The organism is Escherichia marmotae (assembly GCF_002900365.1).
In the GTDB taxonomy this organism is placed as follows: Bacteria; Pseudomonadota; Gammaproteobacteria; order Enterobacterales; family Enterobacteriaceae; genus Escherichia; species Escherichia marmotae.
Genome location: NZ_CP025979.1, coordinates 2,327,447 through 2,340,355 on the forward strand (window position 1 = coordinate 2,327,447; position 12,909 = coordinate 2,340,355).

Here is a 12,909-nt window from a genome sequence, read left to right on the forward strand (position 1 = left end):
AGAGTTGAGACAGAATAAAAAGCAAAACGCCGCCAGCCGATCCGCAAGGATCTACTGAGCGGCGTTTTTGTCGTTCAAGAAATCAGAACTGCATCAGTTCTGCTTCTTTGTCTGCCAGCGCCGCTTCAATTTTCTTGATTGCAGCGTCAGTCAGTTTCTGTACATCGTCTTGAGAACGGCGATCATCATCTTCGCTGATCTCTTTTTCTTTCAACAGTGCTTTCACTTTGTCGTTCGCGTCACGGCGCACGTTACGCACCGCAACACGTGCTTGTTCTGCTTCACCACGAACGATTTTGGTCAGATCTTTACGACGTTCTTCCGTCAGCGGAGGCAGTGGAACACGAATGTCGCTACCCGCAGAGTTCGGGTTCAGGCCGAGGTCGGACGCCATAATCGCTTTTTCAACGGCCGGAGACATTGAACGGTCAAACACGTTGATTTTCAGTGTACGGGAATCTTCTACCGTTACGCTTGCCAGTTGACGCAGCGGCGTCGGCGTGCCGTAATATTCCACGACAATGCCATCCAGCAGGCTGGGAGAAGCACGACCCGTGCGTATTTTGCTGATTTGGGTTTTGAACGCTTCTACGCATTTGTCCATGCGTACTTCAGCATCTTTTCTGATATCGCTAATCACGTTACGAATCCTTGAAAACTTGTCTCAGTCAGACCAGACAGTCACACACAGTGGAAGTGTGCTAAGTATAGCCCTGATTAAACATATTACGGGTAATCGTCTGGATTATTAGACTATTTTATTTGCCATTTTGACCCTGGGCAGTGCTCGCAATCCTCACGTACTTTTGTACGCTCCGGTTGTTGCGCGCTGGCCGTGACCAAACTGCCTGAAACAATAACGCCTTATAATCAGACTTACGTCCCCGCGATACTTATGCGGAATCTTACCCTTATTTATCCATTACGGGAATTATTCCGTAATCAAAGTCCCTTCTTTTTCACCCATTACCACACGGCGCAGCGCACCCGGTTTGTTCATGTTGAAAACACGAATCGGTAATTTGTGGTCACGAGCCAGCGTAAAGGCAGCCAGGTCCATCACTTTCAGTTCTTTCTCCAGCACTTCACTGTAGGTCAACTGCTCGTACATAGTTGCAGTTGGATCTTGCGCCGGGTCAGCGGTAAACACACCGTCAACTTTGGTTGCTTTCAGCACCACATCGGCTTCAATTTCGATACCACGCAGGCAAGCTGCAGAGTCAGTGGTGAAGAATGGGTTACCAGTACCGGCAGAGAGGATCACCACACGGTTATTACGCAACAGGCTGATAGCTTCGGCCCAACTGTAGCTGTCACACACGCCATTCAATGGAATAGCGGACATCAGACGAGCGTTCACATAGGCGCGGTGCAGTGCATCACGCATTGCCAGGCCGTTCATCACGGTCGCCAGCATGCCCATGTGGTCGCCCACAACGCGGTTCATACCCGCTTTCGCCAGACCAGCACCACGGAACAGGTTACCCCCACCAATCACCACACCAACCTGAATACCCAGTTCAACCAGTTCTTTGATTTCCTGAGCCATGCGATCCAGTATGCTTGCATCAATACCGAAGCCTTCAGTGCCCTGCAGAGCTTCGCCACTTAACTTAAGCAGAATGCGTTTATAGACGGGTTTTGCATTGGTAGCCATGTTTCTTTCCTGAGACTGTCAACGATTGAAATGAATTAATACTGGCGACATTGTACGTCGCTTTTCAGCGCAGCCCCATAAGGGTTAGCTGAATTTACAAGATGGGCGCAAAAAGAAGCCGCCCTCAGGCGGCTCCTTTTCGATAATTAAGACTGCTTGGACATCGCAGCAACTTCTGCTGCAAAGTCAGTCTCAACTTTCTCGATGCCTTCACCCACTTCGAAGCGGATGAAGCCAGTCACTTCAGCGTTATGCTCTTTCAGCAGCTGACCAACAGTTTTTGCCGGTTCCATAACGAACGGCTGACCGGTCAGAGAAACTTCGCCGGTGAATTTCTTCATGCGGCCTTCAACCATTTTCTCTGCGATTTCTTTCGGCTTACCAGACTGCATCGCGATGTCCAACTGTACCTGGTATTCTTTCTCTACCACTTCAGCGGATACGTCTTCCGGTTTGATGAATTCTGGTTTGCTTGCAGCAACATGCATAGCGATGTGTTTAACCAGCTCTTCGTCAGCGCCTTTAGCAGCAACCAGAACGCCGATACGCGCGCCGTGCTGATAAGAACCCAGAACGTCGCCTTCCAGCGCAGCAACACGGCGAATGTTGATGTTTTCACCGATTTTCGCTACCAGCGCAACACGTTCTTCTTCGAACTGTGCTTTCAGAACTTCAACGTCAGTGATTTTGCCAGCAACCGCTGCGTCCAGCACTTTGTCTGCGAACGCCTGGAAACCAGCATCTTTTGCCACGAAGTCAGTCTGGCAGTTAACTTCCAGAATGATGCCGTAGTTGCCGTCGATTTTGGTTTTGATCACGCCGTCAGCAGCAACGTTGCCTGCTTTTTTCGCTGCTTTGATCGCACCAGACTTACGCATGTTTTCGATTGCCAGCTCGATGTCGCCGTTAGCTTCAGTCAGTGCTTTTTTGCAATCCATCATGCCTGCGCCAGTACGCTCACGCAGCTCTTTTACCAGGGATGCGGTAATTTCAGCCATTCTAAAATCCTCGGAGATGTGATCTGCCCGGAATTAAACCGCACAGATATAAAAGTGAAAAAGGGGGCCATATGCAGGCCCCCTAACCAAACGTGTACTACCTGGTCTATAAGGGCTCTCCCCTTCATATTTCAAGCTGCAGGCGCGTTGTCTTCGCTCACTCAGGTCACTTACTTAAGTAAGCTCTCTGGGATTCTCGAGCTTGCCGCCTTCCTGCAACTCGAACTATTTCGGGGGAGTTATCAAGCCTTATTACTCAGCTTCTACGAAGCTTTCTTCCGCCTGGGAAGCCAGATCCTGAGAACGGCCTTCACGAACGGTTGCAGCAACAGCGCCCAGGTACAGGGTTACAGCACGGATTGCGTCGTCGTTACCCGGGATAACGAAGTCAACACCGTCCGGATCAGAGTTGGTATCAACGATAGCAAATACCGGAATACCCAGGTTGTTTGCTTCTTTGATAGCAATGTGTTCGTGGTCAGCATCGATTACAAACAGAGCGTCCGGCAGACCGCCCATGTCTTTGATACCGCCCAGGCTGTTTTCCAGTTTCTCCAGCTCACGAGTGCGCATCAGCGCTTCTTTCTTGGTCAGCTTGTCGAAAGTACCGTCCTGAGACTGAGTTTCCAGATCTTTCAGACGTTTGATGGACTGACGAACGGTTTTCCAGTTAGTCAGCATACCGCCCAGCCAGCGATGGTTCACGAAGAACTGGTCGCAGCTCAGAGCAGCGTCTTTCACCGCTTCGCTTGCAGCGCGTTTAGTACCAACGAAAAGGATTTTACCTTTGCGAGAAGCAATCTTGTTCAGTTCAGCCAGAGCTTCGTTGAACATCGGTACAGTTTTCTCAAGGTTGATGATGTGAACTTTGTTACGCGCACCGAAAATGAACGGCTTCATTTTCGGGTTCCAGTAACGGGTCTGGTGACCGAAGTGAACACCAGCCTTGAGCATGTCGCGCATGGAAACAGTTGCCATGATTAAAACCTCTATATAAAAGTTGGGGTTATGCCTCCACGTATCCCATATTACCGACCCCAAAGGGCACCCCGGAATATGTGCCGATACGTGTGTGTTGTTACACAAAGTGAGATTGTCGCTTCCGTCCAGTCTGTGTATACGAAATGGATCGGAAGTCCGGCGCGCTTTATACCACAAATACGCCGTGGACTCCAATAATTGTTGGTGCGGTGTACAACATCACACGATGAATTTTCTATTACAGGAAACCCCCGGTGGCACGTTTCGCGAAGTTCAGAATGATTCTCAATTTGGCAGGGTGTGATACCATTGACAGCACTTAAATATATTGTCGGTATCACCGACGCTGATGGACAGAATTAATGGCTATCTCAATCAAGACCCCTGAAGATATCGAAAAAATGCGCGTCGCTGGCCGCCTGGCTGCCGAAGTGCTGGAAATGATCGAACCGTATGTTAAACCGGGCGTCAGCACCGGCGAACTGGATCGCATCTGTAATGATTATATTGTTAATCAGCAACACGCAGTTTCTGCCTGCCTCGGCTATCACGGTTATCCGAAATCCGTTTGCATTTCTATTAATGAAGTGGTGTGCCACGGTATCCCGGACGACGCCAAACTGCTGAAAGACGGCGACATCGTTAACATTGACGTCACCGTAATCAAAGATGGTTTCCACGGCGACACCTCAAAAATGTTTATCGTCGGTAAACCGACCATCATGGGCGAACGCCTGTGTCGCATTACGCAAGAGAGCCTGTATCTGGCGCTGCGTATGGTAAAACCGGGCATTAATCTGCGTGAAATCGGCGCGGCAATTCAGAAATTTGTCGAAGCAGAAGGCTTCTCCGTCGTTCGTGAATATTGCGGGCACGGCATTGGTCGCGGCTTCCATGAAGAGCCGCAAGTGCTGCACTATGACTCCCCAGAAACCAACGTCGTGCTGAAACCGGGGATGACCTTCACCATCGAGCCAATGGTCAACGCGGGTAAAAAAGAGATCCGCACCATGAAAGATGGCTGGACGGTAAAAACCAAAGATCGCAGCTTGTCTGCACAATACGAGCATACTATTGTAGTGACCGATAACGGCTGCGAAATTCTGACGCTACGCAAGGATGACACCATCCCGGCGATAATCTCGCACGACGAATAAGAGGAAGACAAACGCAAAATTGCCTGATGCGTCCTACCTTCTCCATTTGCAAGAAGTTGTAGGCAGGATAAGGCGTTCACGCCGCATCCGGCATGAACAAAGCGTACTTTGTCAACAATCTGAAGCCGGCGAATGCCGGCTTTTTTAATGCGATAATTTAATCTTATGGGTGGCGCACAATGAATACCCTTCCAGAACAGTACGCAAACACCGCTCTCCCCACCCTTCCCGGTCAACCGCAAAACCCTGGCGTCTGGCCCCGTGATGAATTAACCGTCTGTGGAATAAAAGCCCATATCGACACTTTCCAGCGTTGGCTGGGCGATGCCTTTGACAGCGGGATTTCTGCGGAACAATTGATTGAGGCGCGCACTGAGTTTATCGACCAGCTCCTGCAACGTTTATGGATAGAAGCGGGTTTCAGCCAGATTGCCGATCTGGCGCTGGTTGCCGTCGGTGGCTATGGTCGCGGCGAGTTACATCCGCTTTCAGATATCGATTTACTGATCTTAAGTCGTAAAAAACTCCCGGACGATCAGGCGCAAAAAGTGGGCGAACTGTTAACGCTGCTCTGGGATGTGAAGCTGGAAGTCGGTCATAGCGTGCGCACCCTTGAAGAGTGTATGTTGGAAGGGTTATCGGATTTAACCGTCGCCACCAATTTAATTGAATCACGTCTGTTGATTGGCGATGTGGCGCTATTTCTCGAACTGCAAAAGCATATTTTCAGCGAAGGATTCTGGCCTTCTGACAAGTTCTACGCGGCGAAAGTTGAGGAGCAAAACCAGCGCCACCAGCGTTATCACGGCACCAGTTACAACCTCGAACCAGATATCAAAAGCAGCCCCGGCGGCTTGCGTGATATCCACACCCTGCAATGGGTCGCCCGCCGACATTTCGGTGCTACATCGCTGGATGAAATGGTGGGGTTTGGCTTCTTAACGTCTGCGGAGCGGGCGGAATTAAACGAGTGTCTGCATATATTGTGGCGCATTCGCTTTGCCCTGCATCTGGTCGTTAGCCGTTACGATAACCGACTGCTGTTTGATCGCCAGTTAAGCGTCGCCCAGCGTCTGAATTACAGTGGCGAAGGTAACGAACCGGTCGAACGAATGATGAAGGATTATTTCCGCGTCACGCGTCGCGTCAGCGAACTCAACCAGATGCTGCTGCAACTGTTCGATGAAGCCATCCTCGCCCTCCCCGCAGATGAAAAACCACGTCCGATTGACGATGAATTTCAGCTACGTGGTACGCTGATCGACCTACGCGATGAAACGCTGTTTATGCGCCAGCCGGAAGCCATCTTGCGCATGTTTTATACCATGGTGCGCAATAGCGCGATCACTGGTATTTACTCCACCACGCTGCGTCAGTTGCGCCATGCCCGTCGCCATCTGCAACAACCGCTGTGTAATATTCCGGAAGCGCGAAAACTGTTTTTAAGCATTCTTCGACACCCTGGCGCAGTGCGTCGCGGACTTTTGCCAATGCATCGTCATAGCGTGCTCGGTGCCTATATGCCGCAGTGGTCGCATATCGTCGGGCAGATGCAGTTTGACTTGTTCCACGCTTACACAGTAGATGAACACACCATTCGCGTGATGCTGAAACTGGAAAGTTTTGCCAGTGAAGAGACGCGCCCTCGCCACCCGTTGTGTGTGGATGTCTGGCCACGCCTGCCATCGCCGGAGCTGATTTTCATCGCCGCATTGTTTCATGATATCGCCAAAGGACGCGGCGGCGATCACTCCATACTCGGCGCACAAGACGTGGTGAATTTTGCTGAACTCCACGGGCTGAACTCGCGCGAAACGCAACTGGTGGCCTGGCTGGTTCGCCAGCACTTGCTAATGTCGGTAACCGCTCAGCGCCGTGATATTCAGGACCCGGAAGTCATCAAACAGTTTGCCGAAGAAGTACAAACGGAAAATCGTCTGCGCTATCTGGTATGCCTGACGGTGGCTGATATTTGTGCCACTAACGAAACGCTGTGGAATAGCTGGAAGCAAAGTCTGTTGCGTGAGCTCTATTTTGCTACCGAAAAGCAGCTACGACGCGGAATGCAAAATACGCCGGATATGCGCGAACGGGTTCGCCATCACCAGCTTCAGGCGCTGGCTCTGTTGCGCATGGATAACATCGACGAAGAGGCGCTGCACCAAATTTGGTCGCGCTGTCGCGCTAACTATTTTGTCCGCCATAGCCCAAATCAACTGGCCTGGCACGCGCGCCATTTATTACAGCACGATTTAAGTAAGCCGCTGGTATTACTTAGCCCGCAAGCCACGCGCGGTGGCACCGAGATTTTTATCTGGAGCCCGGACCGCCCATACCTGTTTGCCGCCGTTTGTGCCGAGTTAGACCGTCGCAATTTAAGCGTTCATGACGCGCAAATTTTCACCACCCGCGACGGTATGGCGATGGATACCTTCATCGTGCTGGAGCCAGATGGCAGCCCTCTGTCCACTGTTCGCCATGAAGTTATTCGTTTTGGTCTGGAGCAGGTACTGACACAAAGTAGCTGGCAGCCACCTCAGCCGCGTCGTCAACCCGCCAAACTGCGTCATTTTACCGTTGAAACCGAAGTGACGTTTTTGCCAACCCATACCGACCGAAAATCATTCCTCGAGCTGATTGCTCTCGACCAGCCTGGACTGCTGGCACGGGTAGGGAAAATTTTTGCCGATCTGGGAATTTCGCTTCATGGTGCCAGAATTACAACCATTGGTGAGCGAGTAGAAGATTTATTCATAATCGCCACCGCTGACCGACGTGCACTTAATAACGAGTTGCAGCAGGAAGTACATCAGCGGTTGACAGAGGCCCTCAATCCAAACGATAAAGTGTGATGTGTTTACTGATATGAAAAGAGTTTAACAATGCAGCAGTTACAGAACATTATTGAGACCGCTTTTGAACGCCGTGCCGAGATCACGCCAGCCAATGCAGACACCGTTACCCGCGAAGCGGTAAATCAGGTGATCGCCCTGCTGGATTCCGGCGCACTGCGTGTTGCGGAAAAAATTGACGGTCAGTGGGTGACGCATCAGTGGTTAAAAAAAGCGGTGCTGCTCTCTTTCCGTATTAATGATAATCAGGTGGTAGAAGGAGCAGAAAGCCGCTACTTCGATAAAGTGCCGATGAAATTCGCCAACTACGACGAAGCACGTTTCCAGAAAGAAGGCTTCCGCGTGGTGCCACCCGCGGCAGTGCGTCAGGGTGCGTTTATCGCCCGTAACACTGTGCTGATGCCGTCTTATGTCAACATCGGTGCATACGTTGATGAAGGTACGATGGTTGATACCTGGGCCACAGTCGGTTCCTGTGCGCAGATTGGTAAAAACGTGCACCTGTCTGGCGGTGTAGGTATCGGTGGTGTGCTGGAGCCGCTGCAGGCTAACCCGACCATCATTGAAGATAACTGCTTCATCGGCGCGCGTTCTGAAGTCGTTGAAGGCGTAATTGTCGAAGAAGGTTCCGTTATTTCCATGGGCGTATACATCGGTCAGAGCACCCGTATTTACGACCGTGAAACGGGTGAAATCCACTATGGTCGCGTTCCGGCAGGTTCTGTAGTTGTTTCTGGCAACCTGCCGTCGAAAGATGGTAAATACAGCCTTTACTGTGCTGTTATTGTTAAGAAAGTTGACGCGAAAACCCGCGGTAAAGTCGGCATCAACGAACTGCTGCGTACCATCGATTAAGAGTATGTACACGGGCAGCATGATGCTGCCCGTTTTCTTTGCAGGGAAAGATGATGATTTCACGCCGACGTTTTTTACAGGCTGCCACCGCAACGTTAGCCGCAGGCTCAGGTTTCGGCTATATACATTACCTGGAACCCGGCTGGCTTGAATTAACCCATCAGCACATCGCCTTTTTTAAAGATAAAGCCGCACCGTTCAAAATTCTTTTTCTTGCCGATCTCCATTACTCCCGCTTTGTTCCACTCACCCTGATATCAGAAGCCATTGCCCTTGGAGTGGCGCAAAATCCCGATTTGATATTGCTGGGCGGCGACTACGTACTATTTGATATGCCGCTGAATTTTTCGGCGTTTGGTGGCGTACTATCTCCCCTTGCCGAATGTGCGCCGACATTTGCCTGTTACGGCAACCACGATCGCCCCGTCGGTACGCAAAAGAATCGCTTAATTAGCGAAGCGCTGAAATCAGCGAGTATCAAGATGTTGTTTAACGAGGCAACGGTTCTCTCCACACAGAATCGACAATTTGAACTGGTTGGCACTGGGGATTTATGGGCTGGGCAATGTAACCCTCCCGGCGTAAACGACGCTAATCTGCCACGGCTGGTGCTGGCACATAATCCCGACAGCAAAGAAATCATGCGTGATGCCCCCTGGGATCTGATGCTGTGCGGTCATACTCATGGCGGGCAGCTACGCGTGCCATTGGTTGGCGAATCTTTTGCACCAGTCGAAGATAAACGCTACGTCACCGGGTTAAATGCGTTTGGTGAACGAAAAATCTATACGACACGCGGCGTGGGAAGTTTGTATGGGCTGCGGCTTAACTGCCGTCCGGAAGTGACGATACTGGAACTGGTGTAGAACGTAAAATCTATCGCCAAAATAAAGCAGGTAATTTTTTAATTTTTACGCCATGATAGAAGTCTGGAAAAAGGCTTTCTGCGATCACAGTCGAGCCGGGCGGGCCAAGCCAAATGCTAAGATAAGCACAATTTACTGACTCATTTTGAGGTAACGCTATGTACGACAATCTGAAAAGTCTGGGTATTACCAATCCTGAAGAAATCGATCGTTACAGCCTCCGGCAGGAAGCCAACAACGATATTCTGAAAATCTATTTCCAGAAAGATAAAGGTGAGTTTTTTGCCAAGAGCGTGAAGTTTAAATATCCACGTCAGCGCAAAACGGTGGTTGCAGATGGTGTGGGTCAGGGCTATAAAGAAGTTCAGGAGATCAGCCCGAATCTGCGTTATATCATTGATGAGCTTGATCAAATCTGCCAACGCGATCGTAGCGAAGTGGATCTTAAACGTAAAATTCTCGATGACTTGCGTCACCTGGAGTCAGTGGTGACCAATAAGATCAGCGAAATTGAGGCGGATCTGGAAAAGCTGACACGCAAATAATAGTAACTGATGTCATTCTGCGAGCCGGGTAAAGTATCACCCGGCTTTAATTTTGTTATGAACCTACCGCTCTTCATCCAGTTGCAACGCCACATACAGCAACAGCCTGTCATCAAAATTACCCAAATCCAGCCCGGTCAATTCAGAGATACGGTTGAGACGATACTCCAGCGTATTACGATGGATAAACAACGCCTTTGACGTTGCCAGCGGCTGCACATTATGGCGAAACCACGCCGCCAGCGTACGCCGTAGCAAACCGTTATTATCCATCGCTTTGAGCCGTGCCAGAGGACGAGCCAGTTCGTTGGCTTGCCAGTCACCGCGCAAACTATCAAGTAAAACAGGCAACATCAGATCCTGATAAAAATAGCAGCGATTTTCTGGCATTCGCTGCTTACCGACGACCATCGTCGTTTTCGCCGTGCGATAAGAACGGGCAATACTGCCATGACCGGTAAAATAGTTACCCAGCGAAACGCGGAAACGTAACTGACCATACTCTTTCATGCGGGTAATGAGTTGTTCAACTCGCTTACGATGATCTTCCGCATCCCAGCGCCCAAACTGATTCAACGCCGGTTTTAGCACCACCATTTCAGTCAGCGAAACAATCGCAACCAGATTATTACGTTCCGGCATAGTCAGCGCGTTTTGCAGTTGCTGTAATTCCGCCATCGCGCTATCGACGCCAAGCTGACCGCTGTCGACCTCGACAATGGCTACTACGCGGGGTTGATTGAGATCGATGCCCAACCTCTGCGCCCATTCGGTTAATGCTGGCGTACTCTCCTCAGCCTGAATCAGATGCATCACCAGCTCTTCACGCAGTCGGCTATCCTGCGCCAGCAGGTGCATCAACCGTGACTGTTCCAGCATCATTTCTGCCGTCATACAGACCAGCTCGCCATATTTACGCAAATGCTCCGGTTCACCGGTCAGTCCGATCACGCCGACAATTTCGCCCTCAAGCCGTAACGGTAGATTGATCCCCTGTCGCACACCATGCAGATGGCGCGCCACGGCATCATCAATATCGACTACTCGCCCCTGCGAAAGTACCAGCAATGCACCTTCGTGCAATTCACCAATACGCTCACGATCGCCGCTGCCGATAATTCGCCCGCGAGCATCCATTACGTTGATATTGGTATCGATAATGCGCATAGTGCGCGCCACGATATCCTGCGCCATTTTGGTATCAAGATGCCAGCCAGCCATAAGCCCTCCGTTGAGCACGGTTTAGCATAAGGAAGTACGCAACGCACAGCATTGTGCAAATGCACAAAGGACAATGCAGAAATATGGAGTTGTGGAGGGAGTCACAAATTGAATCGGGATAGGAGCTGATCTCACGATCAGCTTCCTCCCACACCACCGTACGTACGGGGCCGTATACGGCGGTTCGGTTATGTTGATCGTCGCCTGCCTATACTTCTGGCAGGCCCAGTCTGGAGAACAGCTTATTGGGGAGTGCTATATTCAGTGCCGGACTACAGCTTATCCGCCACTCTTTATGGCAGCTTCCTGCTGTTTGCGCCGCAAGGTCCTTGCTTACACCTCGACTGCGCAACTCCCTGAAGCGGTTGCGGCCCGTTTTCCACTGTTTCCAGAGTATGCTTCGCAGCCTGCGCCTTATCCATCCGTTCAGCTCTCGCATCAGCGATGGCCTCTGGTTCAGCCCGTAGTAACTTTTCCAGCCCGTCAGATATCGTCTTAGCGGCTGAGTTAGCTGTTCAAGGCTTCTCCCTGTGTTGCGTCCGGTCAGTGCTCTTATCCGCATTTTGAACCGTTTTATCGACTCCGGCGATACCACGCACCATACCTTCCGCCCCCTTATGAAGCTGTATCCAAGGAACTTGCGCGTTTCAGGGCGTGCTACAGCACTCTTCTTCGCGTTGACCTTCAGCTTCAGTTTATGGCTCAGCCAGTGCGTCAACCCCGCCATGATCCGGTTGCCTGCCCGTTCGCTTTTCACGTAGACATTACAGTCGTCTGCGTACCGCACGAACTTCAGACCACGTTTCTCCAGTTCCTTGTCGAGGTCGTCAAGCAGCAGGTTCGATAGCAGCGGCGACAGTGGGCCGCCCTGCGGCGTTCCTTCTGTCACCGGCCTTACCAGACCTGCGTCCATCACCCCTGCATTCAGGAACCTGCGGATAAGTGACAACACCCGTTTATCCGATACTCGTTTCTCTATCCGGCTCATCAGCACATCGTGATTTACCCGGTCGAAGAACTTCTCCAGATCGAGGTCGACCACCCAGTGATACCCGGCCCCGATATGTTCCCGGGCTTGTATCACTGCCTGGTGGGCCGAACGACCGGGACGGAACCCGTAGCTGTTGTCGCTGAACGAGCTATCCCACTGTGCCTGCAATACCTGCATCATCGCCTGCTGGATGAAGCGATCCACCACCGTCGGGATGCCCAGCAGACGTTCGCCGCCGCCGGGCTTCGGTATGGACACTCTTCTCACAGGAGATGGGCGGTATCTGCCGGACAGCAGTTGCGCTTTCAGCTCTGGCCAGTGGTGCCTCAGGTAGTCCGGCAGTTCGCTTACGCGCATACCATCGACTCCCGCTGCACCTTTGTTGGCTTTAACTCTTTTCAGGGCTTGCCTGAGATTGACTGGTTCACAAATGGCTTCCATCAGCCACACTGTTGACGACGGACTTTCTCTGTTCGTCGGTGCCTGCACGGTTTCAGCCCCCGGAAGGGCGGCGTTCGGGGCTTCACCCCGTTCCCCGGCCTCAGGGTCGCGATGCGTTTTCTGCTGCATGACCGTTCAGAACCTCCGTTGATACTCGTCACTCATTACCGTTCGGGCCTTCGGGTGTCATGCCCTACTATGCCCTCTGCTGACTCCTGTCCGCCGGTCAGCGCCCCTTACGGTACGCTCAGTTCTGGATACAGAACGACGGACAGGCCTCCCGGGGTAAGTTCAGCCGCCTTCACCACACACCTGTCCGATTTACCACCCCGGTTCTTGATGGTT

At 51.4% G+C, this 12,909-nt stretch carries 11 protein-coding genes; 5 read left to right on the forward strand and 6 right to left on the reverse strand.

Annotated features, from left to right (window positions below; genetic code table 11):
* Window positions 1-82: 82 nt before the first annotated feature.
* The 4 genes from frr to rpsB form a co-directional block, all read right to left on the reverse strand.
* The gene (frr, locus tag C1192_RS12070; protein ID WP_000622419.1) at window positions 83-640 is read right to left on the reverse strand and encodes a ribosome recycling factor; all 558 of its coding nucleotides are present in this window, start codon (window positions 638-640) and stop codon (window positions 83-85) included.
* A 291-nt stretch (window positions 641-931) separates the two neighbouring features.
* Window positions 932-1,657 (reverse strand): UMP kinase, encoded by a 726-nt coding sequence (gene pyrH, locus C1192_RS12075; protein WP_000224575.1) that lies wholly within the window; start codon window positions 1,655-1,657, stop codon window positions 932-934.
* 146 nt (window positions 1,658-1,803) lie between these two features.
* Entirely contained in the window at window positions 1,804-2,655 is an 852-nt protein-coding gene (tsf, locus tag C1192_RS12080; protein ID WP_000818112.1) for a translation elongation factor Ts, read from the reverse strand.
* 252 nt (window positions 2,656-2,907) lie between these two features.
* Window positions 2,908-3,633: a 30S ribosomal protein S2 gene (gene rpsB / locus C1192_RS12090; protein WP_000246882.1), complete on the reverse strand. Its 726-nt coding sequence runs from the start codon at window positions 3,631-3,633 to the stop codon at window positions 2,908-2,910.
* A 365-nt stretch (window positions 3,634-3,998) separates the two neighbouring features.
* Here rpsB and map point away from each other — a divergent pair, with 365 nt between their 5' ends.
* The 5 genes from map (at window position 3,999) to C1192_RS12120 (ending at window position 9,911) form a co-directional block, all read left to right on the forward strand.
* Window positions 3,999-4,793 (forward strand): type I methionyl aminopeptidase, encoded by a 795-nt coding sequence (gene map / locus C1192_RS12100; protein ID WP_001018205.1) that lies wholly within the window; start codon window positions 3,999-4,001, stop codon window positions 4,791-4,793.
* A gap of 179 nt (window positions 4,794-4,972) precedes the next feature.
* A complete protein-coding gene (glnD, locus tag C1192_RS12105) occupies window positions 4,973-7,645 on the forward strand; it encodes a bifunctional uridylyltransferase/uridylyl-removing protein GlnD (RefSeq protein WP_038354617.1) in 2,673 nt (890 codons plus the stop codon).
* Between the two features lie 30 nt (window positions 7,646-7,675).
* A complete protein-coding gene (dapD, locus tag C1192_RS12110; protein ID WP_001186657.1) occupies window positions 7,676-8,500 on the forward strand; it encodes a 2,3,4,5-tetrahydropyridine-2,6-dicarboxylate N-succinyltransferase in 825 nt (274 codons plus the stop codon).
* Window positions 8,501-8,553: 53 nt separating this feature from the next.
* Window positions 8,554-9,366, forward strand: coding sequence for a phosphodiesterase YaeI (gene yaeI, locus C1192_RS12115; RefSeq protein WP_038354618.1), 813 nt, complete (start codon window positions 8,554-8,556; stop codon window positions 9,364-9,366).
* Window positions 9,367-9,524: 158 nt separating this feature from the next.
* Window positions 9,525-9,911: a DUF3461 family protein gene (locus tag C1192_RS12120; RefSeq protein ID WP_000272188.1), complete on the forward strand. Its 387-nt coding sequence runs from the start codon at window positions 9,525-9,527 to the stop codon at window positions 9,909-9,911.
* Between the two features lie 63 nt (window positions 9,912-9,974).
* Here the strand turns inward: C1192_RS12120 and cdaR are convergent, their stop codons facing one another.
* Both cdaR and ltrA read right to left on the reverse strand, forming a co-directional pair.
* Window positions 9,975-11,132, reverse strand: a complete 1,158-nt coding sequence (cdaR, locus tag C1192_RS12125; protein ID WP_000929415.1) for a DNA-binding transcriptional regulator CdaR — start codon at window positions 11,130-11,132, stop codon at window positions 9,975-9,977.
* Between the two features lie 208 nt (window positions 11,133-11,340).
* On the reverse strand, window positions 11,341-12,693 hold the full coding sequence (gene ltrA, locus C1192_RS12130; protein ID WP_103194782.1) for a group II intron reverse transcriptase/maturase: 1,353 nt from the start codon (window positions 12,691-12,693) through the stop codon (window positions 11,341-11,343).
* Window positions 12,694-12,909: the final 216 nt, after the last annotated feature.